Below are 25,849 nucleotides of genomic sequence, written 5' to 3'. Positions count from 1 at the left end.
GTTTTCCTCCCCGAACAGTATACGCGCAGCGCTTAACTGCCCAGCAATCGATGGATACGTTGCAATCCGGCAACCAGCCGGTCAATTTCTTCGCGTGTAGTATAAACGGCCAGCGAGGCGCGGCACATACTGGGAACACCATAGTGTTCCATCAGCGGCATCGCGCAGTGGTGGCCGGTGCGAATCGCGATACCGTACCGATCGAGGAAACTTCCGACATCATAGGCGTGGTGCTGCCCAAGATTAAACGCAATGACGCCATGACGTTCAGCAGGACCATACAACGTCAGATCGGGCACCTGCGTTAGCGCTTCCAGCGCATACTGCATCAGTGAAGATTCATAACGTTGAATCCCTTCCCGTCCCAGCGTCGTTACATAGTCCAACGCAGCGCCTAAGCCCATGATACCCCCCGTGTTGGGCGAACCGGCCTCAAAACGCCAAGGGGAATCCGCATAAGTGGTGCCGGTACGCAGGCTAACCTGACGAATCATCGCCCCGCCGCCTTCCCACGGCGGCATGGCCTGAAGCAGGTCACGTTTGCCGTACAGCACGCCAATACCCGAGGGACCGTAGATCTTATGTCCTGAAAAGACAAAGAAATCACAGTCCAGATCCTGCACATCGACAGGCTGATGCATAATCGACTGCGCGCCATCAACCAACACAACGGCACCCGCCGCTTTTGCTTGCGCGATAATGGCTTTAACGGGGTTTAACGCACCGAGTACGTTAGATATCTGCGTCACCGCCAGCAGGCGAGTACGTTCATCCAGCAATGCGGGAAGCAGCGCAACATCCAGCGAGCCATCTTCGGCCAACGGCAATACGCGAACCTCAACGCCACGCACTTCCGCCAGCATCTGCCAGGGAACAATATTCGCGTGGTGCTCCATTTCTGTGATGATCAGGTTGTCGCCCGGCTGGATGAAGGTACGGCCGTAACTGTTGGCCACCAGATTGATGGCCTCCGTCGTCCCGCGAACAAAGACAATCTCGTCTACCGAAGCGGCATTGATAAAGGATGCCACCTTTTCGCGCACGGCTTCCATTGCGCTGGTCGCCTGTGCGCTCAGCGTATGAATACCACGATGCACCGCTGCGTATTCATGGCGATAGAATTCTGCTTCGCGATCGATAACCGACTGCGGTTTTTGCGCACTCGCCGCGCTATCAAGATAGGCTAACGGCTGGCCGTTAACCTCACTTGCCAGCACCGGAAAATCGGCTCGAACCCGCTCAATAGGATAACTCATCATACCGCCTTGCCGGCATTCGCCAGCGCGTTTGGCAAACGCTGCGCGATACGTTGCAAAACCACATCTCGCAGAGATTCGTTTTCAATCGCTTCTGTGACTTCCGCCGCGAAGGCGAAAATGATCATCTGCTGCGCATCCTGCTGCGTAATGCCGCGGGAACGCAGATAGAACAGTTGCTCTTCGTCCATACGGCCAATAGTGGCGCCGTGGCTGCATTTCACGTCATCCGCGTAGATTTCCAACTGTGGCTTGGTATCGACCTCAGCCAGCCTGCCCAACAGCAGGTTATTGTTGGTCATCTGTCCGTCAGTTTTCAGCGCATGAGGCGCAACTTTGATCATGCCGTTAAACACCGCTCTGGCGCGATCGTTGACGATGACTTTATGCAACTGACGGCTTTCGCCGTAACCCTGATTGTGTTCAAGATACGTCCGCGTATCGCACACTTCGCTGCCAACCGGCAGAATCAGGCTGTTCATGGACAGATTGGTGCCTTCGCCGTTCAACTGGGCGCTGGTGTTGTGACGCGTCAGCCCCGCCCCCAGCAGGAAGCTGTGGCTGCGAACTCGGGCATCACGTGCCAGCACCAAATCATTGTGCGCGAAGTGGTAACTCGCCGCCGCTTCAAACGCCAGCTTATAGTGGCTAACCTGACTATTTTCCGCTGCATTCACCGTCAGGCGAGCACCGGTAAAGTGGGCATGCTCATCCAGACTGACATAGTGCTCGATAACTTCCGCACTCGCGCCACGTTCAACCTTCAGATGATGCCGGTGGTGAACCGTATTCAATGCCGCCGCCTGGCTGCTACTGATGTGCAACAGATAGAGCGGTTTTTCCGCCTGCTGCCCGGCAGCCAGACGAATCAGCGTGCTTTCGCCAGCCAGACTTTCAGTCAAATGCAGGAACACCTCGGATTGGATGGCAGCAGGCAGCTCTCCCTGCGCACGTGACGCCTGCACGTCAACCTGATAAGGTCCCCAGGTGTCGTCGCTGAGTTCAGCATTGAACACGCCATCGACAAACACCAGACGCCAGCTATCCACCGCTAATGCCAATGCATCCACCGTCGCACGATCGACAGACTGTGCCTGCGGGGCGACAAATTCGTTACTCAGCAAGCCATCCAGCGGCGTGTATTTCCAGTGCTCATGTTTACGATGCGGTAAACCAAGGCGCACAACATCCTGCCAGTGTTGGTTTGCTCCTTTAGAACGGCGCGACGCATCGCGTTCAAACAAGCCATGCCATTGCTGCAATGCCTTCTCTTGTTTCTGTGCGATGTTGGTTTTGCCCGTCACATTATTGCTCGTCGGTAAGCCAGCCATAGCCTTGCTCCTCCAACTGTTTCACCAGCGAGAAATCGCCCGATTTCACAATACGCCCTTGATACAAAACGTGGACGTGATCCGGTTTGATGTAATCAAGAATACGCTGGTAGTGCGTGACGATGATGAACGAACGTTTGCCATCGCGCAGAGAGTTCACGCCGTTGGAGACGATCTTCAGGGCGTCGATGTCCAAACCGGAGTCGGTTTCATCGAGAATGCACAGATCCGGCTCCAGCGCCGCCATTTGCAGAATGTCGTTACGCTTCTTCTCACCACCGGAGAAGCCCACGTTAACTGAACGGGTCAGCAAATCCTCCGGCATATTCAACAGCTTGATCTTCTCTTCGATAAAGTCGGCGAAGTCAAAGCGATCCAGCGCTTCCTGTTCGCGGTATTTACGCACAGCATTAACGGAGGTTTGCAGGAAAAACTGATTGCTGACGCCAGGGATTTCTACCGGGTACTGAAACGCCATGAAGACGCCTTCACCCGCACGATCTTCCGGAGACAACTCCAGCAGATCTTTTCCTTTGAAGTTCACCGAACCGTCGGTCACTTCATATTCTTCACGTCCAGCCAGCGTTGCGGAGAGCGTACTTTTTCCTGAGCCATTCGGGCCCATAATCGCGTGAACTTCACCTGGCTTAAGGGTGAGATTAAGCCCTTTGATGATCTCTTTGCCTTCTACGCTGACTTTTAAATTTTCGATGCTTAACATGCTTATTCCTTCCAACGCTCAATGTGGCGAGCGCTTAATGAATTCCGGGACCGATGATTCTCATTATTCGCCTGTGAAAATCCCGGTAACCGCCGAATTAACCCACGCTGTGTTCCAGGCTAATCGCCAGTAACTTTTGTGCTTCTACCGCAAATTCCAGCGGCAATTCAGAGAAGACGTCCTTACAGAATCCATTCACGATCATCGAGATGGCGTCATCTTCGCTAATACCGCGTTGCAGACAGTAGAACAGCTGGTCTTCGCCAATTTTCGAGGTCGTCGCTTCGTGCTCTAACTGCGCGGTATTGTTGCGCACTTCCACATACGGGAACGTGTGCGCCCCGCATTCGCTACCGATCAGCATGGAGTCACACTGGGTAAAGTTACGGGCGTTAGCCGCACTCGGCATGATCTTCACCAGACCACGGTACGTGTTCTCGCTACGTCCGGCAGAAATGCCTTTAGAGATGATGGTCGAGCGGGTGTTTTTACCGATGTGGATCATCTTGGTGCCGGTATCCGCCTGCTGACGGCCATTGGTCAAGGCAACAGAGAAGAATTCACCCACGGAGTAATCACCGCGCAGAATGACGCTTGGGTATTTCCAGGTGATCGCAGAACCGGTTTCCGACTGCGTCCATGACATTTTCGAATGCTCGCCAGCACACAGGGCGCGCTTGGTCACGAAGTTCAAAATGCCTCCTTCTGCGTCATCTTTACCGGAGAACCAGTTCTGCACAGTGGAATATTTCACTTCAGCATTCTTATTGATGATGACTTCTACCACCGCAGCATGCAGTTGATAGGTGTCACGCACCGGCGCGGAGCAGCCTTCGATATAACTGACATAGCTGTCATCATCGGCAATCAGGATCGTACGCTCAAACTGGCCGGTTTTCGCCGCATTGATACGGAAATACGTCGACAATTCCATCGGGCAGCGCACGCCTTTTGGGATGTACACAAACGTGCCGTCAGAGGCGACCGCCGAGTTCAGCGCCGCAAAGAAGTTATCGTTCGCCGGTACGACCGTACCGAGATACTGACGCACCAGCTCGGGATGTTCCTGAATCGCCTCGCTAAATGAACAGAAGATAATGCCTTTTTCAGCCAGCTCATGCCGATACGTGGTTGCAACAGATACGGAATCGAAAATGGCATCGACCGCCACTTTCTGGCCTTCACGGACAGGAACGCCCAGCTGATTAAATGCATTCTCTACTTCGCTGGTCAGGTAATTATTCACGTCCGTAATCCCGGATTGCTGCTTGGCGCCGGGCTCAGAGCCGCAGCTGTCATCGCAGCTACCACAGGAAGGCGCGGAATAATAGCTATAGTCCTGGTAGTCGAGTTTCTCGTAATGGGCTTTCAACCAATGCGGTTCTTCCATCTCCAGCCACGCTTTGTAGGCGTTAAGACGAAATTCCAGCATCCATTCAGGCTCATTACGCTTCGCCGAGATCGCCCGTACGACATCTTCATTAATACCGTGCGCCAGCTCATCGGTTTCCAATTGCGTAAAGAAACCTTCTTTATAGCGTCCATCACCCATCCAGATCTGGACATCATCAGGTACATCTACCGTGCTACGTGCCATAATTTTTCATCACTTAAATGCCAAAGCTTTCGCCACATCCACAAGCATGCTGCGCTCTGGGATTATTAAACTTGAATATCTGATTCAGCCCTTCCCGGACGAAATCAAGTTCTGTGCCGTCAATGAAAGGCATCGCTTTCAGTGGGACATACAGTTTTGCACCATCACGTTCGAAGACCAGATCGTCGGTTTCGAACTCCTGTACCAGATCCAGCACATAGCCAAATCCCGCACAGCCGGATTGTTTAACGCTGAGTCGCAGTCCTTGCACGGCCTCATCCTGCTTCATCAGACTCTTAATCTGCTTCACAGCGCTCTCTGTCAGCGTCAATCCTTGCCAGACATTTTCATCCAGTGAAAACGTCCCTACATTTTCCGCTTGCATATGGAATACCTCATTACGTGTGGTACCAGTTTTAGGCTGGTTTCCCCTAATGTTAGTGATAATGAAACTAGCTTCAACCTCTTGTTTCGCAGGGCTATTCGTAACATTTCAGTTTTTAGCAAACCAATAGTGTCATTTTACACGTCTCTTACGCAGCAAACAATGCGATAAAAAATCAATTAACAAACTGATATTAAAGGAATTAGTATCATCATCGCTACACATTACGGTCAGAAAATAATTATCATCTCGTTATCATTATTATAACATTTATCGGTGATACCTATTTATAAAACAGGGAAGGTATATGAAGATTTATGTGATTCCCGATCGTATTTTTTGACGTTAAAGCACATTTTTCCCATTGATCGCAGCCTTTTTTATCAATATGATAATGATTATCATTTCATATTCAGGATCGTTCACCATGCTTTCCGTGACTGCCTGGCTGCACCACCAGATTGACGAGTATAAATTCCAGATTCGCGATGCCACCGTTGATTTTTACATGGCGGAAGCGCGCCTCAATCGTCCTGGAAGCAATATTGATCATTTACGTCGCTATCATAACGCCTGCATGGACATGGTTGAACTCTGTCTGAGAAATGGCGATGACGACAGCTATCTGCATGCGCTGGTCAAGCTGCACAATCGCTTGATTAAAGAGATTAATAATGAAGGACGTTGCCACCTCTTTCGGGTGCAAAGCTACTACTTTGCCCGTAACACGCTGAAATCGATTTGCCATCAGCTAAGCATGCAAGGTTCATGGGATAAAGCCACCGCGTTTCAGGCCGACTTCGTTAAGCGCGTGCCGTTTCTTCCATGAACAACCGAACCAGGCCGCCCAGCAGTCTGGTTCAATGCTTCCTGTTTACGGCGTGATGACCGATGTCGTCAGACGAGAAATGCAGCATAGGCGATTCTGATTATCAAAAATCTCAATCTGCCATACCTGATTACGGCGACCAACGTGCAGCGCGCGGCACACGCCACGCACTTCACCTTCGCGCACGGCTCGCAGGTGATTAGCATTGATTTCAAGCCCTACCACCTGCTGATCGCCCTCAGAGCACAGATAGCCCGCCACCGAACCCAGCGATTCCGCCAACACAACCGGCGCGCCACCGTGCAGTAAGCCAAACGGCTGACGTGTGCGTGCATCCACTGGCATCACGGCTTCCAGAACATCATCCGCGATATGGGTATAGCGAATACCGACATGACCCACCATACACGTCTGGCTCTGTTGATTTAGTTGCTCAAGCGTAACCTGTCGTTTCCATAGCATCAGATAATCTCCAGCAGAGCCTGTAGCGGATGGCGTAATGCGCTGCCTTCCATGCGTTTCACCTGGCTGCGGCACGAATAGCCGGTGGTCAGGCAACGTTTCTGCGGCAACTTCTGCAACACCTGCTGCCAGGATAATGCATAAATACCCTGCGAGTTGGCAAGATTTTTGGTTTCATGACCGTAGGTTCCCGCCATGCCGCAACACCCGACACTGATGTTCTCCAGCGTGGCACCAAAACGCGCGAAGATATCGGCCCACTGTTTCGTGCTGCTCGGCAACGCCGTGGTTTCCGTACAGTGCCCCAGCAAATACCAAGATTCACCAGTGGCAGGCTGCGACGACATGTCGGCCAGTGCCGTTACCAGCCATTCATGTACCAGTTGCACCTGGAAATCACCGCGTTTTTCACCCAGAATTTCACGGTATTCATCGCGATAGCACAGTACCAGCGCCGGATCGACGCCCACCATCGGCATCCCAAGTTTAGCCACGCGATTCAGGAAATCTGCCGTCTTCGACGCCGTTTTCGCAAAACGCTGCAAGAAACCTTTAATGTGCTGCGCCTTCCCGTTCGGCGAGAACGGCAACAGCACCGGTTTCAGCTTCAGTTTTTCGATCAGATAGACGAAATCAGCCACCACCTGCGCATCATAATAGCTGGTAAACGGATCCTGAACGATTAACACGTACTGCTGACGCGCCGCTTCCGGCAGTTGTTCCAACTGTTCCAGCGTGGTGTTGACACCACTGCGCCCAGCAAACTGCTGGCGCAGCGACGGCGATGACAGCAAGGGTAAATCGACCATGCCGATCTGGCTGCGGCTCAGATTATTCAGCAGCGGCATTTTCAGGAAGAAGTTAAACGTCTTTGGGCTGCGCGCCATCAGTGGCGCATAGCTTTCAACGCCGGCGACCAGATAGTCACGTACCGGACGCAGGTAGCGCGTGTGGTAAAGTTGCAGGAAACGAGAACGGAAACCGGGCACGTCAATCTTGATGGGACACTGCGTTGAGCAGGCTTTACACGCCAGACAGCCAGACATCGCCTCTTTGACTTCGTGTGAAAAATCGTAATCCCCCTGCTTCGCCTGCCAGGTATTGCGGGTTTTCTGGATAAAAGCGCGCAGGCTCAACTTCTGCTGCGGCAATGCCTTCTCCAACGCCACCGGATCGACGCCTTGCTCCGCCAACAGGCGTAACCATTCACGCACCAGCGTCGCACGGCCTTTCGGTGAATGGATTCGGTTTCCGCTGATTTTCATCGACGGGCACATGGGGCTGCGAGCATCAAAGTTAAAGCACAGCCCGTTGCCGTTACACTCCATCGCGCCGCGGAACGCCGTGCGCACCGTCAACGGAATCGTGCGATCGAACGTGCCGCGTTTGGCCGCATCGACTTTCATCATCGGTGCCTCTACATCCAGCGGTGCGCAAATTTTCCCGGGATTCAGCCGGTTATCCGGATCAAACGCCGCTTTGATACGGCGCAGTTCGGCATACAACTCCGGTCCAAAAAATTCTGAGCTGTACTCAGCGCGGAAGCCTTTACCATGCTCCCCCCACAACAGGCCACCATATTTGGCCGTCAGCGCGACAATCTGGTCGGAAAGCTGTTTCATCAGCATTTCTTGTTGCGGGTCGCACATATCCAGCGCCGGACGGACGTGCAGCACTCCGGCGTCCACATGGCCAAACATGCCGTACGTTAGATTATGACTGTCAAGCAGCGCGCGAAATTCTTCGATGTAATCCGCCAGATGCTGTGGCGGCACACAGGTATCTTCTGCGAACGGAATCGGCTTCGCTTGCCCTTTGCTGTTGCCCAGCAGCCCTACGGCTTTTTTCCGCATGGCATAAATACGTTCAATTCCGGCCAGATCGTTACAGGTTTGATAGCCAATGACCCCACCTTCACCAGTCGCCAGAAGCGTATCCAGTCGCTGGCATAGCGCCTCAACCTGCCCATTAATCAGCGTTTCATCATCACCCGCAAACTCAACGATATTCAGACCAAGCATTTCCTGATTAGGCACATCGGTAATCAGTTCGCTAACGGAATGCCAGACGATATCTTCGCGGGCCAGGTTTAATACCTTCGAGTCCACAGTTTCGACCGACAGCGCCTTCGCTTCAACCATAAACGGCGCGTTGCGCAGCGCCGAATTAAAGGAGTCGTACTTGATGTTCACCAGACGGCGGATCTTTGGCAACGGCGTGATATCGAGCTTCGCTTCGGTAATAAACGCCAGCGTGCCTTCAGCACCAGTCAGAATTCGCGTCAGGTCAAAGGTATGGAGATCGTCGCTGAACACATGGTGCAGGTCGTAACCCGTCAGAAAACGATTCAGCTTGGGGAATTTGTCAATGATCAGCGCGCGCTGTTCGCGACAACGGTGCAGCACCGTATGGTAAATGCGGCCGATAGGCGAGTCTTCTAACGCCAGCTTCTCTGCCAGCGCTACCGACATCGCCTGCGTATCCAGCATCACGCCGCCCAGCAGTACCGCTCGCAGCCCCAGCACATGGTCTGAGGTCTTGCCGTATACCAATGAACCTTGTCCCGATGCATCGGTGTTGATCATGCCGCCCAGCGTTGCTCGGTTACTGGTCGACAGTTCTGGCGCAAAGAAATAGCCATAAGGCTTAAGGTATTGGTTAAGCTGATCTTTAATGACGCCAGCCTCGACGCGTACCCACCCCTGCTCAGGGTTAATTTCCAGAATGCGGTTCATATAACGCGACATATCGACCACAATTCCGCGATTCAACGCCTGCCCGTTCGTTCCCGTACCGCCGCCGCGCGGGGTGAAAGTCAGCCCTGAAAAGCGTTCCTCACTGGCCAGACGCGATAGAATTACCACGTCTGCAGTTGAGCGGGGGAAAACCACCGCATCCGGCAAAAGTTGATAGATGCTGTTATCCGTTGCCATCGTCAGACGATCGGCATAGTTGGTCGCCGTATCGCCTGTGAATCCATTTTTCTTCAATGCTTCCAGAAAATTAAGCACCGGCTGAACCAGCCCGGGAGATTGCGTGATCTGTGGGATCATTATTTTTTGACCCTGTCCGTACATGATGTGTTTGCCAATATGTCGTGATATGCCTGCTATAGCCGTCCTTTCATCGAGGACATAACGTTTTATCATATTTCGCAATCGTGTGCGCTCCCGGTTAGGCAAAAACATACAGCGTGTTGGCGAACCGTCGTTTCACCAACAAAATGTTCAACAGACTGTCAAAACGCCCGGAAATATCTCATGATGACAGGTGATGACATGACTTAGCGCAGGCCAGCTCGCCTTCAGCCTTCCCTTTTGCTATTGAGGAGCGATTCATTGAGCAAATATTCTCAGCCGCCACGATTTGATCTGGCCAGAATTCTGTTCAGTCTGGCGTTTATTACCATCATGATAATTGCCTGTTTTTGGGTGGTGCAGCCTTTTATTCTGGGATTCGCCTGGGCGTGTATGGTGGTGATTGCCACCTGGCCAATGCTGATTAAGTTTCAGGCGCTATTGTGGGGACGACGTTCTTTGGCCGTGATCGTCATGACGCTGTTACTCATTCTGTTATTTATTGTCCCGATTGCCGTTCTTGTCAGCAGTGTGGTGGATAACAGCTCGGCACTAGTGAGTTGGGGAGCCCGGCAGGAAAACTTTTCGCCACCGACGCTGGAGTGGCTGACGTCCATTCCTTTAGTCGGGGAAAAATTGTTCAACAGCTGGCAGGCGCTGTTGCAAAGCGGAGGCAGTGGTCTGTTCGCCAAGGTACAACCCTATTTTGGTAAAACGGCGACCTGGCTGGTGGCACAGGCCGCCCACGTCGGTCGCTTTCTGATGCACTGTTCCCTGATGCTGATCTTCAGCGCCCTGCTCTATTACAAGGGAGAAGCTGTTGCGAAAGCCGTTCGGCATTTCGCTATCCGATTAGGACAGGAGCGCGGTGATGCCGCCGTGATTCTGGCGGCGCAGTCAATTCGTGCCGTCGCGCTGGGCGTGGTGGTAACAGCCATCGTGCAATCAGTATTAGGCGGCATCGGTCTGGGGCTATCCGGAATTCCCTACACCACACTATTAACCGTGCTGATGTTTCTGTGCTGCCTGGCACAACTGGGGCCGCTGCCAGTGCTTATTCCTGCCATTATCTGGCTGTATTGGACGGGTGATAACACCTGGGGAACTATCCTGCTGGTTTGGAGCGGCATCGTTGGAACAATCGATAACATTATTCGCCCGGTATTGATCAGGATGGGGGCCGATCTTCCTATACTGCTGATTCTGTCCGGTGTAATTGGCGGATTGCTGGCCTTTGGTATGATTGGACTGTTCATTGGTCCGGTCGTCCTCGCCGTTTCCTATCGTCTGCTGTTTGCCTGGATGCGTGAAATCCCCGAACCGCAGCGCATCCTCTCCGTTAATACGTCCAGTAAACCTAACAAAGAATAAGTGCGGTAAATACCCGTTCGTCTTCCCTGTGGGCGGTGCACCGCCCACAGGGATTGCCTCTTCTCAGCATGATTTCTTCGTGCCAATTTATTCCCTTATTTTTAAATGGATAAAAATTGCTAATGATTAAGCCTTTAATATTAGGGATTAGTCCTAAAATTTTTGATATCATTTTTCTAATACATCAATATTATTGACAATATAAAAACACTGAGAGACCAACTCTTAAAAGATAATTAACTATTAGGATGATTCTTAATGACTGAATAGGACATAATCCATAGGATAAATACCGGAGCTAGTATTAACCTACTGTTTGTCAATGAGGTTTCCTCCTCGTCAGAGTTAGTAACGAATTGCTGTGTGTAGTCTTTGCCCATCCCCTGAGATGGGCCTTTTTTTGCCTTCATTTCTCTTCCATTCAATTACGCTTCCTCCCTTTTTTGATACTCTCCTGTCTGCCTACTCTCAGTTCAGTTTTCCAGGAGTTTTCATGATGCCTCTCGCCGCGAAGAGATTACTACTCTGTGGCTTATTCAGCCTTTTGACCGCCTGCGACAATCCAACGCCGTCGGCACCTCGCCCCTTGTTGACCATTGAAGGTAAAACCATGGGGACGTTTTACAGCGTAAAAATTAGCGGCAATATCACCGAAGACAAAACACAGCTACAACGAGAAATCGATGCCCTTTTGGAGCAGGCTAACCACGACATTTCCACCTACCGTGACGATTCAGTGCTATCGCGTTTTAATCAGTATCGGGGAACGGAACCACAACCTATCAGTAACGGCATGGCGGATATCATGCTGGCCGCGTTGCGTATCGGTAAAGCGACTCACGGTGCGATGGATATCACCGTCGGTCCGTTGGTTAACCTCTGGGGATTCGGCCCGCAGAAGCAGCCTACGCGCATCCCCAGCCAGCAGCAGATCGATTTAGCACGGCAAAACGTTGGGTTGCGTCATCTGAAATTGATTGGTGATGAAAAAGGAGAATGGATTCAAAAAGATCTCCCGGATTTGTATATCGATCTCTCTACGCTGGGCGAAGGATACGGTGCGGACGTTCTTGCGCAGTTAATGACGCGCAAAGGGATCACCAATTATCTGGTTTCCGTCGGCGGCGCGATTTCCAGCCGCGGTGTGAACGCCGAAGGAATGCCGTGGCGTGTGGCGATTCAGAAGCCAACCGATCAGGAAAATGCGGCGCAGGCAGCGGTAAATTTGCAGGGTTATGCGATCAGCACCTCCGGCAGCTACCGGAATTATTTTGAGAAAGACAGCAAACGCTATTCTCATGTTATCGATCCCGATACGGGCAGACCGATTACTCATCAGTTGGTTTCTGCAACCGTGATTGCACCGACCGCACTGGAAGCTGATGGCTGGGATACCGGTTTGATGGTACTGGGAACGGAAAAAGCGCTGAAGCTGGCGGAACAGCAAGGGCTGGCGGTTTATCTGATTACCAAAACGGATAACGGCTTTAGCGCAGTAATGACGCCGCAGTTTAAATCCTTCCTGATTGCTGCACCGTAAGAAACGCCAAGATTTATGAAAAAGCTATCGTAACAAGAGCGAGATACATGGGGCGAACACGGAGTGAGGCATCCCTGCGGGAACCTCATCTCCATGTTTCCCCTAAAATCTAACATCGTCGGCTACCATGACGTTCGGCAGTTACCGAGCGTCATGGCATTCACAACACCAATTACTTGTGCTCAGCAAGATTCAGCCAGGTTTGCACCACGGTGTCTGGGTTGAGCGACAGGCTATCAATGCCCTGTTCCATTAGCCAGAGCGCGAAATCTTCGTGATCCGACGGACCTTGCCCACAAATACCGACGTATTTACCCTGCTTCTTGGCAGCCTTAATCGCCATCGACAGCAGCGCTTTCACCGCATCGTTACGCTCGTCGAACAGCGACGATACCACGCCAGAGTCGCGATCCAGACCCAGCGCCAGCTGTGTCATGTCGTTTGAACCGATGGAGAAGCCATCAAAGTGTTGCAAGAACTCATCGGCCAACAGCGCGTTGGACGGAATTTCGCACATCATGATGATTTTCAGGCCATCTTCGCCACGACGTAGCCCCTGACTCGCCAACTCAGCAATCACCGCTTCCGCCTGCGCCACGGTACGAACGAACGGGATCATGATTTCCACGTTCTTCAGGCCCATCACATTACGCACGCGTTTGACCGCTTCACATTCCAGCGCAAAACAGGCTTTGAAGTCCGAAGAGACATAGCGACCCGCGCCACGGAAGCCCAACATCGGGTTCTCTTCTTCCGGCTCATAGCGATCTCCGCCGACGAGGTTCGCGTATTCATTCGATTTAAAATCAGACAAACGGACGATAACGCGCTTCGGTGAGAATGCCGCTGCCAGTGTTGCGATCCCCTCCACCAGACGACCAATATAAAATTCCACCGGATCGTCGTAGCCCTGCATCAGCGTTTTAATCTCACGTTGCAGTTCAGGCGTTTGCTGGTCGAATTCCAGCAGCGCACGCGGATGCACGCCGATCATACGGTTGATGATGAATTCCAGACGCGCCAGACCGACGCCATCGTTTGGCAGGCAGGCAAAATCAAATGCACGGTCAGGGTTACCCACGTTCATCATTATTTTCAACGACAATGCAGGCATTTCATCAATCGTTGAGCTCTTCACAGAGAAGTCCAACAGGTCCTGATACACATAGCCCGTGTCGCCTTCCGCGCAGGAAACGGTCACTTTCTGTCCCTTGCGCAAACGTTCAGTCGCATCGCCACAGCCTACAACGGCCGGAATGCCTAGCTCACGCGCGATAATGGCGGCGTGGCAGGTACGTCCACCGCGATTGGTGACAATCGCCGCCGCCTTCTTCATGATCGGTTCCCAGTCTGGGTCGGTCATGTCGGTCACCAGCACATCGCCCGCGTTGATCAGGTGCATCTCGCTGATGTCCTGAATCACTTTGACTTCGCCCGCACCGATGCGGTGGCCGATAGCACGACCTTCCACCAGCACCGTACCGCTGGCTGGCAGATGGTAGCGTTCCATCACCTGACCGTTGGAACGTACCGTTTCCGGGCGTGCCTGCACGATATAGAGTTTGCCAGTGTGGCCATCTTTCGCCCACTCGATGTCCATCGGACGGCCGTAGTGTTTTTCAATCAGCAGTGCCTGACGTGCCAACGCCTGCACTTCATCATCCGTCAGGCTGAAACGCGTCGTTTGTTCTGCTGGCACATCTTCAATCCGCACCTGCTTGCCATGCTCCTGGCTCGCGGCGTACACCATACGGATTTTTTTCGATCCCATGTTACGGCGCACAATCGCAGGTTTGTTGCTCTGCAACGTCGGCTTGTGAACATAGAACTCGTCCGGGTTCACCGCGCCCTGTACCACCATTTCACCTAAACCGTACGCCGAGGTAATGAACACCACCTGATCAAAACCGGATTCGGTATCAATGGTAAACATCACGCCCGCAGACGCCAGATCGGAGCGCACCATACGCTGTACGCCTGCCGACAGCGCCACGCCGCGGTGGTCATAACCCTGATGTACACGATAAGAGATCGCGCGATCGTTAAACAGCGACGCAAACACGTGCTTCACCGCGACCATCACAGCATCAATGCCCTGCACGTTCAGGAAGGTTTCCTGCTGACCCGCAAAGGACGCATCCGGCATGTCTTCTGCAGTGGCAGAGGAACGCACGGCAAACGAGGCGTCTTTCTCACCATCGGCCAGTTGCTGATAGGCGTCACGAATCGCCTGCTCCAGCTCCGGCTGGAATGGCGTATCAATAATCCACTGGCGAATCTGCGTACCGGCGCTAGCCAGTTGATTCAGATCGTCAATGTCGGTGCGATCGAGCAGCTCATAAATGCGCTGGTTGATCCCGCTTTGATTAAGAAAATCATTAAACGCCTGCGCCGTTGTCGCAAAGCCGTTGGGAACGGCTACGCCCAATTCTGAAAGGTTGGTGATCATTTCACCCAGAGAAGCATTTTTGCCTCCCACCCTTTCAACGTCGTGCATACCGAGCTGGTTATACCAAAGGACATTACGCAAATCAGGGCCGTTATTGGACATCGAAAATAATCCTTTCTGCATACAATTAGGGTATGAAAGAGTTCGGTTGAGAATCGCCTCAACGCAATCAGGTTAGCATAGCGTTTTGATGAACATGGACAGGTGAATCGATCAACCTATGAAAAAAAACTGATATCACGGTGAATGATTGCTTAATGCGGTAAAAATCCAATATCGTAGAAGATTAGCATTCTTTATCATGAATATAATGAAATGGTGTTTTAATAAAAGTATTGGAAAATCACAATTTTTGACGAGGTTAACGTGTTCGAGCTGTCGGAAATATCACAAGGGGGTTATGTGGAAAGAAGCGTATTTTATGTCTCGGACGGTACAGCCATTACAGCAGAAGTACTCGGCCATGCGGTGTTGTCCCAGTTCCCTGTGAACACGGTTAGCTATACCTTACCTTTCGTTGAAAGTGAAGCACGCGCTAACGCTGTGTGTAAACAAATCAATACGTTGTATCAGCAGACCGGCGTACGCCCGCTGGTATTTTACTCCATCGTCACCCCGACCGTTCGTAACATTATTACCAGCAGCGAAGGGTTCTGTCAGGACATCGTACAGGCATTGGTTGCACCTTTGCAGGAAGAGCTGAACACGCCGCCTACACCGGTTGCTAACCGTACTCATGGTTTGACCGCCAATAATCTGAGCAAATACGACGCCCGTATCGCGGCCATCGACTACACGCTGGCGCACGATGACGGCATTTCGTTGCGCAACCTCGATCAGGCGCAGGTCATTCTGCTCGGCGTGTCACGCTGCGGCAAGACGCCGACCAGCCTTTATCTGGCAATGCAATTCGGCATTCGCGCCGCCAACTATCCTTTTATTGCTGACGATATGGACAACCTGCGGCTTCCCGATGCACTAAAACCCTTCCAGCACAAACTATTCGGACTCACCATTGATGCCGAACGACTGGCAGCCATTCGGGAAGAGCGTCGGGGTAACAGTCGCTATGCGTCTCTGCGCCAGTGCCGCATGGAGCTCAGCGAGGTAGAGGCGCTATTCCGCAAACATCAGATTAACTATCTCAATACCACCAATTATTCCGTTGAGGAAATTTCCGCCAAAATCATCGACATTCTCGGTATGAGCCGAAGAATGTACTAGTACATGATAGATTTTTTACCCTGATGCGGTTGTAATGTGCGCCATTTCGTTTATTGTGTGCACCATCACTTCCCGGCATTTCGCCGCTGCGAAGCAACCTTTTAGTCGGAAACATAGCCTGAAAACCCTGTTTGTAAACACCGTTGTGGCCTGGCATCGTCATATCCAGCTTTTCGGTGCAGATAGGTTTTCGGCTTGACCGCATTCAGAGACAAAACATGCAACAAACAGATGAACTGCGGAGCACGCGCATCGAGACTCTGGTTACGCCCCAAACGTTACTCGCCAGACTCCCAATTACCCCTGCCGTTGCCGAAAATGTCACCTCGTCACGTAAGAAAATTGAAGCCATTCTAACCGGTCAAGATCCTCGCCTGCTCGTCGTGGTTGGCCCGTGTTCGATCCATGATACCGACAGCGCATTAGATTATGCACGCCGTCTGGCTGCGCTACGCACGAAGTATCAGGACAGGTTGGAAATCGTCATGCGTACCTATTTTGAGAAACCGCGTACGGTGGTGGGCTGGAAGGGGCTGATTTCTGATCCCGCGCTCAATGGAACCTTCCAGGTGAACGACGGGCTGGAAATTGCACGCCGCCTGCTGCTGGACATTAATCAGCTTGGCTTGCCGACCGCGACGGAATTCCTCGATATGGTCACAGGTCAATATATCGCTGACCTGATTAGCTGGGGCGCGATTGGCGCAAGAACGACCGAAAGCCAGATCCACCGGGAAATGGCCTCGGCGCTGTCCTGCCCTGTTGGCTTCAAGAATGGGACGGACGGTAATACGCGCATCGCCGTCGATGCGATTCGTGCCGCGCGCGCCCAACACATGTTCCTCTCGCCGGATAAGCAGGGCTTCATGTCAGTCTACAAAACGCAAGGCAACCCGTTTGGCCACATTATTATGCGCGGCGGGAAAAAACCGAACTACCACGCGCAAGATATCGCCGCCGCCTGCGCTCACCTGCATGAATTCTCGTTGCCCGAACATCTGGTGATCGATTTTAGTCATGCCAACTGTCAGAAACAGCATCGCCGTCAGCTCGACGTTGCCGATGACATCTGCCAGCAAATTCGCGCTGGTTCACGCGCCATCGCGGGCATCATGGCGGAAAGTTTCTTAATCGAAGGCAACCAGCCGGCGATCAATCCTCTGGCATTGACGTATGGGCAATCCATTACCGATCCTTGCCTGAGCTGGCAGGATACCGAAACGCTGCTGGCACGTCTGGCGGACGCCGTCGACAGCCGTTTTTAATCCGTACGTGCTGGCACACTCCCTTTCTCTGGTTGTGTGTCAGCCGGTTTCCTTATTTATTGCTATCTATCCCGCCACCTCGCTGCACATAAATCCATTTTAAGATTTGTTTTATTCCACTTATTAAGAAAACTTCACTTGAGGTTGCGTTTTTGTTACATGAAAATGATTCTCATTCATTGCTATAATCAATACGACAACGATTAAGGGAACGAACGAGATGCAGACGTCCATTTACCAACAATACCTCCAGGCGAAAGTAGAACATCCGCGCAAATACGCACGCGATCTGGCTGCGCTACTCGGCATCAGCGAAGCGGAACTCACGCATGCCCGCGTCGGACACGATACACAGCGTTTACAGGGTGATGCCAAAGTCTGGCTCAGTGCACTGGAGCAAGTTGGTAATACCAAGTCGATCACGCGCAACGAGTACGCCGTGCATGAGCATACTGGCTATTATCAAAACCAGACGCTGGATGGACATGCCGGCCTTATCCTCAATCCGCGCGGATTGGATCTGCGTTTGTTCCTCTCTCAATGGGCTTCGGCTTTTGCGCTGCGTGAAAACACCGCGCGCGGCGAGCGTCAGAGCATTCAATTCTTCGATCATCAGGGCGATGCCATTCTGAAGGTCTACACGACCGACACCACGGACATGGCCGCCTGGCAGCTATTCGTTGAGAAATTTACCAGCAGCGAAAACCCCGCATTAGTATGTCGTCCGGCCACCAATGGCGCGGCGACTGAACAGGCCATTGCTCATAATCCTCAGTTTGAAGCAGACTGGCGTGCAATGAAGGACGTGCATGATTTCTTCATCCTGCTCAAGCGCTATAACCTGACGCGCCAGCAGGCATTTAACTCAGTCCCTGACGACTTGGCTTACCGGGTAGACAACGATGCGCTGTCACAGATCCTGTTTGCCGCACGTGAAGATCAGAACGAAATCATGGTGTTTGTCGGCAACCGAGGCTGTGTGCAAATCTTCACCGGTACGCTTGAGCGCGTAGAACGCATGGAGCAACACGCAGAATGGATTAACATCTTTAATAAAGACTTTACCCTACATCTGATCGAAGGTGCGATTGCTGAAAGCTGGGTGACGCGCAAACCGACGGTTGACGGTATCGTGACCAGCCTCGAACTCTATGCCGCAGACGGCTCTCAAATTGCACAGCTCTTCGGGCAACGTACCGAAGGTACGCCGGAACAACAACAGTGGCGCAACCAAATCGATGCTCTGAAACCGCATAAGGATCTCGCTGCATGAAAAACTGGCTATTCCCTCTACTATTGACACTCCCGCTGGGGGTATCTGCTGCCGAACGTATCGTTTCTATCGGCGGCGACGTCACGGAAATCATCTATGCGCTGGGCGCAGAGAAAGATCTGGTTGCACGCGACAGCACCAGCCTGCACCCGGAACCGGTGAAGAAACTGCCTGATGTGGGTTACATGCGTCAACTCAACACCGAAGGTATTCTGGCGATGAAACCTTCTCTGGTTGTCGCCAGCGATCTGTCTCAGCCCTCCCTCGTCTTACAGCAGGTTGCGGACAGCGGAACCAAAGTGGTTCACGTCTCCGCTCAACCGACTCTGGATTCCGTGCCGCAGAAAATCAGAGCCATCGCCCAGGCGTTGGGTAAAGACACTGAAGGTAAAAAGCTGACGGAAACCTATCAGCAGCAGTTGGCAGCAGTCAAAACAGCGCCATTGCCCGTCAAGACGTTATTTATTCTTAGCCACGGCGGCATGACCGCAATGGCGGCGGGCAAGAACACCCCAGCGGATACCATTATCCGCCATGCTGGCTTGAAGAATGCCATGCAGAACGTTGAACGCTACCAGCCGTTGTCACAAGAAGGCGTGGTTGCCAGCGCACCGGATCTGATTCTGATCTCCAGCCAGGGGCTGAAAACGCTGGGCGGCGAAGCGCAAGTCTGGAAATTACCCGGACTAGAACTGACGCCTGCAGGTAAGAACAAGCGTCTGCTGGTCGTCGACGATATGGCAATGCTGGGCTTTACGCTCGAAACGCCAGCGTTGATGGCAACGCTGCGTCAGACCGCCGAAGCGATAAAATGACGTCACGGTTTCATCCGCGCACGTGGTTGATCGCGTTGTTGTTGCTCATGGCGGTACTGATGGTGGGTGCTGCCAACATGGGCGCATTGACGTTGTCCCTTAAGATGCTCTGGCAGACGCCTTTTGACGATCCGCTCTGGCATATTTGGCTGAACATCCGCGTTCCTCGCGTGCTGCTGGCGATACTCGTCGGCGGCGCGCTGGCCTGTTCAGGCACCATTATGCAGGGACTGTTTCGCAATCCACTGGCCGACCCCAGCCTGCTTGGCATCAGTAGCGGTGCCGCGCTGTGCGTGGCGCTCACTATCGTGCTGCCACTCGGCCTTCCTCCTCTGCTGGCGCTTTACAGCCCGATGTTTGCCGCTTTCGCGGGTAGTCTGGCGATTACCGCTATCATTTTTATCCTTAGCCGCTCCGAACAAGCTGGATTAACGCGATTACTACTGGCGGGTATCGCGCTCAACGCGTTGTGTCTTGCGCTGATCGGCGTCTTAACCTATATCAGCACCGACCAACAATTGCGCCAGTTTTCACTCTGGGGCATGGGTAGCCTTGGGCAGGCACAGTGGCCAATGCTGCTGGTCGCCAGTACCCTGACCATACCAGCCATACTCGCCACCTTGTACTACGCGCGTCGTCTGAATGTGTTGCAGTTAGGGGACGAAGAAGCGCATTACCTCGGCATCAACGTAAAGCGTACCAAGCATATTCTGCTGATGCTCAGTTCGCTGCTGGTGGGTGTCGCCGTAGCGGTGAGTGGCGTGATCGGTTTTATCGGGCTCATTATTCCGCACCTGATGCGTTTACATGTAGGTGCCGATCATCGCTGGCTTATTCCTGGTTCTATTCTCGGCGGTGCCTGCCTGCTGCTGTTTGCCGATACGCTGGCGCGCACGCTGCTTGCGCCGGCGGAAATGCCCGTTGGGCTGTTAAGCAGCCTGATTGGCGGGCCGTATTTCTTATGGCTGATCGTTCAGCACAAAGGACGTAGCAATGACTGACTCAGCGCTCAACCGGACGTTAGTCGCACGTCATCTACGTTTTCAGACCAACGGCCGCAACCTGACGGACGATGTTTCTCTGGAGCTGCACTGTGGGGAGATCGTCGCGATTATCGGCCCTAACGGGGCGGGGAAATCGACCCTGCTTCGTTTATTAACCGGTTATTTGACGCCCAATGAGGGCGAGTGCCTGTTAGCCGGACAGCCGTTTTCGCACTGGCAGCCCGGCGCGTTGGCAAAAACGCGCGCGGTGATGCGTCAACATAGCGGTATGGCGTTTGCGTTTAGCGTGCGGGATGTCGTCGCGATGGGGCGTTCCCCGCATGGACGCTACCCAAAAAATGATGATGTTATTCAGCAAGTCATGGCACAAACAGGCTGTCTGGAGCTAGGGCCGCGCGACTATCGTCACCTTTCCGGCGGGGAGCAGCAACGTGTGCAACTGGCTCGTGTGCTGGCGCAGCTATGGCATCCAGAACCGACACCAGGCTGGCTGTTTCTCGATGAACCCACGTCGGCACTGGATTTGTATCATCAGCAACATCTCTTGCGGTTGCTCAAGCAGCTCACGCGTGAACAACCGCTCTCCGTGTGCTGTGTTCTGCACGATCTGAATCTGGCGGCGCTGTATGCCGACCGAATTTTGCTGCTGCACGAAGGGAAATTGGTTGCACAGGGTTCGCCCGCACAGGTATTACAGGCTGAGACGTTGACCCATTGGTATCGCGCCGACCTCAGCGTCGGCTCGCACCCTGACTACACCATTCCGCAGGTTTATCTGCGGCAATAATCATTACGCCTGCTCCGGCTTAGCTGGAGCAGGAAATCTCCAGATGTTTGCCCCATTCTGGCGGTAACGCTTTCAGATCGTACTTATCCGGCTGTTCGTCAAACGGTCGGCACAGCGTCTGATGCAGACGAGTCAGCACGCTGATATCATCATTTTCCGCCTGTTCAATCGCCATTTGCGCCAGATAATTACGCAAAATGTATTTCGGGTTCGCCGCATTCATCAGTTGACGACGCTCTTCATCACCCTGTTCTTCCTGCATCAGTCTCTGACGGTAGGTCGCAAACCAGCTATCGAACGCGGCCCTATCAATGAATTCATCACGAAGCGGCGCGCGTGATGCCTGTTTCTCACAGTCTGCCAACTGACGGAACGTGCGGGTATAATCGCTGCCTTCCTGCTGCATCAGACGCAACAGCCCGACCAGCACATCATTATCCTCCGCGCTCGCGGTAAACAAGCCCAATTTGGCGCGCATCAGCGTGCCGTAGTGCTGCATCAGCGCCGGTTCATAGCAGGCAAGTGCGCGCTCCAGCGTGTCGGTGTCCATCAGCCCCGACAGCGCCTGCGCCAGACGATGCAAATTCCACAGCCCCACGGCCGGCTGATTGTCAAACGCGTAGCGCCCGCGATGGTCGGAGTGATTACAGATGAAATCAGGCTGATAGGCATCTAAAAAACCATAAGGGCCGTAGTCGATAGTCAGCCCCAGAATTGACATGTTATCCGTATTCATCACGCCGTGTGAAAACCCCACAGCCTGCCAGTGGGTTATCAGCCGGGCGGTACGTTCTACCACATCGCCGAACCACAGCTCATAGCGACGCTCGTCGTGCTCCCACTGCGGCCAGTGGCGGGCAATGACATACTCCGCCAGTTGACGCACCTTTTCCGGCTCACGGCGGTAGTAGAAGTGTTCAAAATGACCGAAGCGAACATGGCTTTCCGCCACACGTAACAGCATCGCACCCTTTTCTTCCTGTTCACGCTGCACAGGATGTTCACTGGTAACAATCGTCAGCGCCCGCGTGGTGGGAATCCCCAGATGGTGCATCGCTTCCGAAGCCAAAAATTCGCGTATCACCGAACGCAGCACCGCGCGACCATCCCCCATGCGCGAATACGGCGTCAGCCCCGCGCCTTTCAGATGCCAGTCCATAATGCGGCCATCCGCCAGTTGTTGTTCCCCGAGCAGGATACCGCGCCCGTCCCCCAGTTGGCCGGCCCACATGCCAAACTGATGGCCACTATAAACCTGCGCCAACGGCGCCATTCCCGGCAGCAAACGTTCACCGCACCAGAGAGCATCTTGTTCCGGCGTAAACCAGTCGGCAGACAGGCCGAGTTCGGCGGCCAATCCCTCGCTGTGATAAAGCAGGCGAGAGCCATGTAGCGGCGTCGGCTGTAGCGCGGTATAAAACCCCGGCAATTGGTGAAAATAGTGATTTTTGAATAACGGTGTCTGCTGCATCCTGTCTCCCTAATACCACCCTGTTCAGGTGAAGAGAACCATACGCTCACCACACACCGACTAACGGGTATGTAGAAAGTGTAGAGGGATGGCAATGAAATTAACACGGATGAAAAACAAGGGTATTATTTTTACCACGCCTATTCAGGAGGAACGCTCGCTCCCAAAGACCGTGAATTTATTGAATTAGTCGATCAGCGTCGTACGCTGCTCAAGTCGTTCGAAATGTACGGCGGGCCACATTTTCCCCTGAACGGCATCAATATTTAGCTGCCTCATTTTATTCAGAAACGCCATACTATCGATCTCTTTGGCAACGATATTGATGCCTGAATAGCTGTTTTTAATCGTCCGTAATAACGGCTCCATCATCAGCGTATTTGCTGGCCGCGATAAAAGCTGCCCAATAAACTGACGATCCAGTTTCACTCCGCGTACTAACCCATCATGCAAAGGTTTCAGTGTTGTCTTTTCAGAACCAAAATTATCCAGCCATAAAGGAACAGACTGGCTCAAATTCAGTAGTGCAGCGTTTTCTTTACCCTGTGAGAGTTGCGGGAAAAACTCATTAATTTCCAACAGAACAAAATCGAGACGTTTAATTTCGCCGCGCAGCACGTCAGAATTGAGTAAAATCTCTGCTATTTCACGCCCCACTTTCAGCACCAGTTGAATGTGGTTATCGATAAACCATGTGGATTTTTCTTTGATAAAAAGCAGTTGTTCATGAACCAAATCCTGCTTCTGGTGCGGACTTAACTGCATGAGGAGAATATCGGCAGGCATGCTCAACTTGCCTGAAAGACCATTAAAATGGCTTATCATTTCGACGGCCAGCAGCGATCCATCCAACCTGAATATCGGCCAAAAAACGTAATCACTGGTGTAGTCAACAGCAAGGTGGATACGCATGATCCTGTACTGCATGGCGATTAATAATAATCACATTAAGTTATTATTATAGGTAAATCTACAGCGCTTATTCGCATAACGCACGAAAAGTGCCTTTCTGCCATGCAACAAGGTCATTCAGCGTCGACTTTCGTGCGCTAACGCAGACTTTGCTCCAGCCAAGTAGCCAGTTCCTGCAATTCGTTTTGTTGTTCGGGGAACGCGACAATCAGTGTCTGACATGCAGCCGCCAGCGCTTCCGGCCGATACGCGGTTCCCTGTAATACGGAAACGAGTGCTTCTAACGGCGCAGGGTTCAGGCTATCGGTATAAATCTGTGCACGGACAATCACGCCGCGCTCCACATCGAAATGTAATTCAACCCCGCCCCAGGTAAAGCGGTTATCAAGTAAATGCGAGAAATCGGGTGCCTGACCGAAGTTCCATTCCCAGCTACTTTGACGCGCGAACTGCTCGCTGAATCCCGGTAAATTCGGATGGGCATAAGGCGAGATAATTTCCGGTTCACATTGTTCGCCGAAATAAGAAAAGAAGGCCTGCGTCACTGCCTGACAAATGACCTGGTGATCGACAGAAGGCAGCAATTCCACCAGATTGGCAACGCGAGAACGCACGGACGTAATCCCTTTTGCCTGTAGCTTCTTAACATCCGGATTCAAATAATCGGCTAAGCGGCTAAGGGCCGCATTTAACAGCAGCGTGCCATGATGAAAGCCGCGATCTTTCGTTTCGCGATAGGCAGAGCCGGACACCTTACGCACGCCGTCGGCGGTTTCCACCACCAGATCGTTACGGCCTGACGCGCTGGCCTTTAACCCAAGCGCGCTGAGTGCATCCAGAACGATCTGTGTTGAAACGCTTTTGTCATACTCCGGCTTGCCGGCCATAAAAGTAAAGCAGGTATTCCCGAGATCGTGGAAGACCGCCCCACCGCCGCTGCTGCGCCGTGCCAGCTTGATGCCATCTTCTTCCATCCGCCGCGTATTGCACTCTTTCCACGGGTTCTGAGCGCGACCAATCACCACGGTAATAGTCAATGTTTCACACATACCGGAAATTGTAATTAGGTACTATTGCACCAAACGAAGAAAAGGGAACCATTGGCTCCCTTCTAAAAGTAGTACTGACAATCACCCTCGAGGTGGGAACGGATCATTCCCATGTGAATCTTTATCGCGTATCTGTCCATTAGGGCGATGGATCACAAGTTCACTTTCCTGATTACGGGCTATACCTCTTCCATAATCAATTGCTTCACGCTGTGTATCGAAAGTTTTAGTAACTCGATCATTACCTTCGCCACGAACAGCCCATTCACCATTATGTGGTACTACATGTTGGTTCTTACCCATTTTGCAGCCCTCTGAAAGTTGATTAGGATACAGCACAAACACTATATATTTGGTTTATTAAAAACTCAAACACTACATATAGTAAAAATTAACTACCAATCAGTACTAGCAACACTTTCCATACTTCATCCAAAGGCAACACTGGTAGAACAACGCCCATTAATGCCAACAATGGCACCATGACGTAGTTCCAGAGAACAATAAAAGTAAGTACCCAGCCTAGTCCCTGACGCCATGTGAAACCCTTACGAGTCTCTTCAAGGGTGATCTGATTCTGTTCATGGCTATTCTGTGCCTGTAACTCGTCTTTTGATTGTTGACGCTTGGTGAAGTACCCCACGCCACTTTTGACCAAATCAATGATCGCCGTTATCCATAACATTTACTGCCTCCATTTGTTGGACGATGTAACACCATGCCCGATATCCTTTATGTTGTAATGGGAAGGACATGAGTACTTGAACGTCATGAACAATTCCCAATGCCTCCCATTGTGTCTTTTCTCCTACTTCTAACCGTGGTTCTGACCCCTTAAGAAAACTGATAGCTAGTAGACCACCACCATCTTTCAGTACTTTCTTCTTAATGAGTTTGTGAGTCGCATAAATCTTGTCGTAGGGATATGTCGTTGAACACGGTACTACCCCGTGTAATTGCTGATTTTGTAGTTCTTCATGGCTTTGTTGAATAAATCAGGTTTGGGGTAAACATCCTTGCAACGAGTTGTT

The 25,849-nt window shown here is 52.2% G+C and carries 21 protein-coding genes, 1 other RNA gene and 1 pseudogene; 10 read left to right on the top strand and 13 right to left on the bottom strand.

What is annotated here, in order from left to right:
• Positions 1-32: 32 nt before the first annotated feature.
• From sufS to sufA, 5 genes are all read right to left on the bottom strand, one after another.
• Entirely contained in the window at positions 33-1,256 is a 1,224-nt protein-coding gene (gene sufS / locus ACKQAD_RS13760; RefSeq protein WP_409160746.1) for a cysteine desulfurase SufS, read from the bottom strand.
• A complete protein-coding gene (gene sufD, locus ACKQAD_RS13755; RefSeq protein ID WP_409160684.1) occupies positions 1,256-2,587 on the bottom strand; it encodes a Fe-S cluster assembly protein SufD in 1,332 nt (443 codons plus the stop codon). The genes sufS and sufD overlap by 1 nt, the downstream gene beginning before the upstream one ends.
• Positions 2,562-3,308 (bottom strand): Fe-S cluster assembly ATPase SufC, encoded by a 747-nt coding sequence (sufC, locus tag ACKQAD_RS13750; RefSeq protein ID WP_409160683.1) that lies wholly within the window; start codon positions 3,306-3,308, stop codon positions 2,562-2,564. Before sufC ends, sufD begins: the two co-directional genes overlap by 26 nt.
• Before the next feature lie 97 nt (positions 3,309-3,405).
• Positions 3,406-4,905: a Fe-S cluster assembly protein SufB gene (gene sufB / locus ACKQAD_RS13745; protein WP_409160682.1), complete on the bottom strand. Its 1,500-nt coding sequence runs from the start codon at positions 4,903-4,905 to the stop codon at positions 3,406-3,408.
• Positions 4,906-4,918: 13 nt separating this feature from the next.
• A complete protein-coding gene (gene sufA / locus ACKQAD_RS13740) occupies positions 4,919-5,290 on the bottom strand; it encodes a Fe-S cluster assembly scaffold SufA (RefSeq protein ID WP_409160681.1) in 372 nt (123 codons plus the stop codon).
• 427 nt (positions 5,291-5,717) lie between these two features.
• Here sufA and ACKQAD_RS13735 point away from each other — a divergent pair, with 427 nt between their 5' ends.
• Complete coding sequence (locus ACKQAD_RS13735) at positions 5,718-6,119, top strand: hypothetical protein (protein ID WP_409160680.1); 402 nt, start codon at positions 5,718-5,720, stop codon at positions 6,117-6,119.
• Positions 6,120-6,164: 45 nt separating this feature from the next.
• On the opposite strand, the gene menI is transcribed toward ACKQAD_RS13735, so the two are convergent.
• Positions 6,165-6,581, bottom strand: a complete 417-nt coding sequence (gene menI, locus ACKQAD_RS13730) for a 1,4-dihydroxy-2-naphthoyl-CoA hydrolase (protein WP_409160679.1) — start codon at positions 6,579-6,581, stop codon at positions 6,165-6,167.
• Positions 6,581-9,634, bottom strand: coding sequence for a D-2-hydroxyglutarate dehydrogenase YdiJ (gene ydiJ / locus ACKQAD_RS13725; protein ID WP_409160678.1), 3,054 nt, complete (start codon positions 9,632-9,634; stop codon positions 6,581-6,583). Before ydiJ ends, menI begins: the two co-directional genes overlap by 1 nt.
• A 285-nt stretch (positions 9,635-9,919) precedes the next feature.
• On the opposite strand from ydiJ, the gene ydiK reads away from it, so the two are divergent.
• The 3 genes from ydiK (at position 9,920) to apbE (ending at position 12,569) form a co-directional block, all read left to right on the top strand.
• On the top strand, positions 9,920-11,029 hold the full coding sequence (gene ydiK, locus ACKQAD_RS13720) for an AI-2E family transporter YdiK (RefSeq protein ID WP_409160677.1): 1,110 nt from the start codon (positions 9,920-9,922) through the stop codon (positions 11,027-11,029).
• A 292-nt stretch (positions 11,030-11,321) separates the two neighbouring features.
• Positions 11,322-11,433, top strand: an RNA gene (gene rprA, locus ACKQAD_RS13715) — antisense sRNA RprA.
• Positions 11,434-11,522: 89 nt separating this feature from the next.
• Complete coding sequence (gene apbE / locus ACKQAD_RS13710) at positions 11,523-12,569, top strand: FAD:protein FMN transferase ApbE (protein ID WP_409160676.1); 1,047 nt, start codon at positions 11,523-11,525, stop codon at positions 12,567-12,569.
• Positions 12,570-12,741: 172 nt separating this feature from the next.
• On the opposite strand, the gene ppsA is transcribed toward apbE, so the two are convergent.
• On the bottom strand, positions 12,742-15,120 hold the full coding sequence (gene ppsA / locus ACKQAD_RS13705) for a phosphoenolpyruvate synthase (RefSeq protein ID WP_409160675.1): 2,379 nt from the start codon (positions 15,118-15,120) through the stop codon (positions 12,742-12,744).
• 300 nt (positions 15,121-15,420) lie between these two features.
• Between ppsA and ppsR the strand changes: the two genes are divergently transcribed.
• From ppsR to ACKQAD_RS13675, 6 genes are all read left to right on the top strand, one after another.
• Positions 15,421-16,242 (top strand): posphoenolpyruvate synthetase regulatory kinase/phosphorylase PpsR, encoded by an 822-nt coding sequence (gene ppsR, locus ACKQAD_RS13700; protein ID WP_409160674.1) that lies wholly within the window; start codon positions 15,421-15,423, stop codon positions 16,240-16,242.
• A 218-nt stretch (positions 16,243-16,460) separates the two neighbouring features.
• Positions 16,461-17,507: a 3-deoxy-7-phosphoheptulonate synthase gene (locus tag ACKQAD_RS13695; RefSeq protein ID WP_409160673.1), complete on the top strand. Its 1,047-nt coding sequence runs from the start codon at positions 16,461-16,463 to the stop codon at positions 17,505-17,507.
• 220 nt (positions 17,508-17,727) lie between these two features.
• Positions 17,728-18,780, top strand: a complete 1,053-nt coding sequence (locus ACKQAD_RS13690) for a hemin-degrading factor (protein WP_409160672.1) — start codon at positions 17,728-17,730, stop codon at positions 18,778-18,780.
• Positions 18,777-19,595, top strand: coding sequence for a heme/hemin ABC transporter substrate-binding protein (locus tag ACKQAD_RS13685; RefSeq protein WP_409160671.1), 819 nt, complete (start codon positions 18,777-18,779; stop codon positions 19,593-19,595). The genes ACKQAD_RS13690 and ACKQAD_RS13685 overlap by 4 nt, the downstream gene beginning before the upstream one ends.
• Entirely contained in the window at positions 19,592-20,596 is a 1,005-nt protein-coding gene (locus tag ACKQAD_RS13680; protein ID WP_409160670.1) for a FecCD family ABC transporter permease, read from the top strand. The genes ACKQAD_RS13685 and ACKQAD_RS13680 overlap by 4 nt, the downstream gene beginning before the upstream one ends.
• Positions 20,589-21,386, top strand: coding sequence for a heme ABC transporter ATP-binding protein (locus ACKQAD_RS13675; protein WP_409160669.1), 798 nt, complete (start codon positions 20,589-20,591; stop codon positions 21,384-21,386). The genes ACKQAD_RS13680 and ACKQAD_RS13675 overlap by 8 nt, the downstream gene beginning before the upstream one ends.
• A gap of 19 nt (positions 21,387-21,405) precedes the next feature.
• Here the strand turns inward: ACKQAD_RS13675 and ACKQAD_RS13670 are convergent, their stop codons facing one another.
• The 5 genes and pseudogenes from ACKQAD_RS13670 to ACKQAD_RS13650 form a co-directional block, all read right to left on the bottom strand.
• Positions 21,406-22,857 carry a protein adenylyltransferase SelO gene (locus ACKQAD_RS13670; protein WP_409160668.1) on the bottom strand — a complete coding sequence of 484 codons (1,452 nt, stop codon included), beginning with the start codon at positions 22,855-22,857 and terminating at the stop codon, positions 21,406-21,408.
• 186 nt (positions 22,858-23,043) lie between these two features.
• Positions 23,044-23,769, bottom strand: coding sequence for an EAL domain-containing protein (locus tag ACKQAD_RS13665; RefSeq protein WP_409160667.1), 726 nt, complete (start codon positions 23,767-23,769; stop codon positions 23,044-23,046).
• Positions 23,770-23,906: 137 nt separating this feature from the next.
• Positions 23,907-24,797: pseudogene (gene lplA / locus ACKQAD_RS13660) on the bottom strand (lipoate--protein ligase); the annotation flags it as partial.
• A 102-nt stretch (positions 24,798-24,899) separates the two neighbouring features.
• Complete coding sequence (locus tag ACKQAD_RS13655) at positions 24,900-25,121, bottom strand: DUF2188 domain-containing protein (protein WP_010307337.1); 222 nt, start codon at positions 25,119-25,121, stop codon at positions 24,900-24,902.
• Positions 25,122-25,209: 88 nt separating this feature from the next.
• Positions 25,210-25,503 (bottom strand): hypothetical protein, encoded by a 294-nt coding sequence (locus ACKQAD_RS13650; RefSeq protein WP_010307340.1) that lies wholly within the window; start codon positions 25,501-25,503, stop codon positions 25,210-25,212.
• Positions 25,504-25,849: the final 346 nt, after the last annotated feature.

The organism is Pectobacterium artocarpous (assembly GCF_046159765.1).
Classification (GTDB): Bacteria; Pseudomonadota; Gammaproteobacteria; order Enterobacterales; family Enterobacteriaceae; genus Pectobacterium.
This window is presented reverse-complemented; position numbering and strand designations above follow the sequence as displayed.

Bases quoted from the DNA above. Each gene is read 5' to 3' on its own strand.
- menI (WP_409160679.1), bottom strand. From the start codon at position 6,581: ATGCTATGGAAACGACAGGTTACGCTTGAGCAACTAAATCAACAGAGC.
- ACKQAD_RS13735 (WP_409160680.1), top strand. From the start codon at position 5,718: ATGCTTTCCGTGACTGCCTGGCTGCACCACCAGATTGACGAGTATAAA.
- sufS (WP_409160746.1), bottom strand. From the start codon at position 1,256: ATGAGTTATCCTATTGAGCGGGTTCGAGCCGATTTTCCGGTGCTGGCA.
- apbE (WP_409160676.1), top strand. From the start codon at position 11,523: ATGATGCCTCTCGCCGCGAAGAGATTACTACTCTGTGGCTTATTCAGC.
- ACKQAD_RS13675 (WP_409160669.1), top strand. From the start codon at position 20,589: ATGACTGACTCAGCGCTCAACCGGACGTTAGTCGCACGTCATCTACGT.
- ppsA (WP_409160675.1), bottom strand. From the start codon at position 15,120: ATGTCCAATAACGGCCCTGATTTGCGTAATGTCCTTTGGTATAACCAG.
- ACKQAD_RS13670 (WP_409160668.1), bottom strand. From the start codon at position 22,857: ATGCAGCAGACACCGTTATTCAAAAATCACTATTTTCACCAATTGCCG.
- ACKQAD_RS13680 (WP_409160670.1), top strand. From the start codon at position 19,592: ATGACGTCACGGTTTCATCCGCGCACGTGGTTGATCGCGTTGTTGTTG.
- sufD (WP_409160684.1), bottom strand. From the start codon at position 2,587: ATGGCTGGCTTACCGACGAGCAATAATGTGACGGGCAAAACCAACATC.
- ACKQAD_RS13655 (WP_010307337.1), bottom strand. From the start codon at position 25,121: ATGGGTAAGAACCAACATGTAGTACCACATAATGGTGAATGGGCTGTT.
- ACKQAD_RS13695 (WP_409160673.1), top strand. From the start codon at position 16,461: ATGCAACAAACAGATGAACTGCGGAGCACGCGCATCGAGACTCTGGTT.
- sufC (WP_409160683.1), bottom strand. From the start codon at position 3,308: ATGTTAAGCATCGAAAATTTAAAAGTCAGCGTAGAAGGCAAAGAGATC.
- sufA (WP_409160681.1), bottom strand. From the start codon at position 5,290: ATGCAAGCGGAAAATGTAGGGACGTTTTCACTGGATGAAAATGTCTGG.
- ydiJ (WP_409160678.1), bottom strand. From the start codon at position 9,634: ATGATCCCACAGATCACGCAATCTCCCGGGCTGGTTCAGCCGGTGCTT.
- ACKQAD_RS13685 (WP_409160671.1), top strand. From the start codon at position 18,777: ATGAAAAACTGGCTATTCCCTCTACTATTGACACTCCCGCTGGGGGTA.
- ACKQAD_RS13690 (WP_409160672.1), top strand. From the start codon at position 17,728: ATGCAGACGTCCATTTACCAACAATACCTCCAGGCGAAAGTAGAACAT.
- ACKQAD_RS13650 (WP_010307340.1), bottom strand. From the start codon at position 25,503: ATGTTATGGATAACGGCGATCATTGATTTGGTCAAAAGTGGCGTGGGG.
- ACKQAD_RS13665 (WP_409160667.1), bottom strand. From the start codon at position 23,769: ATGCGTATCCACCTTGCTGTTGACTACACCAGTGATTACGTTTTTTGG.
- sufB (WP_409160682.1), bottom strand. From the start codon at position 4,905: ATGGCACGTAGCACGGTAGATGTACCTGATGATGTCCAGATCTGGATG.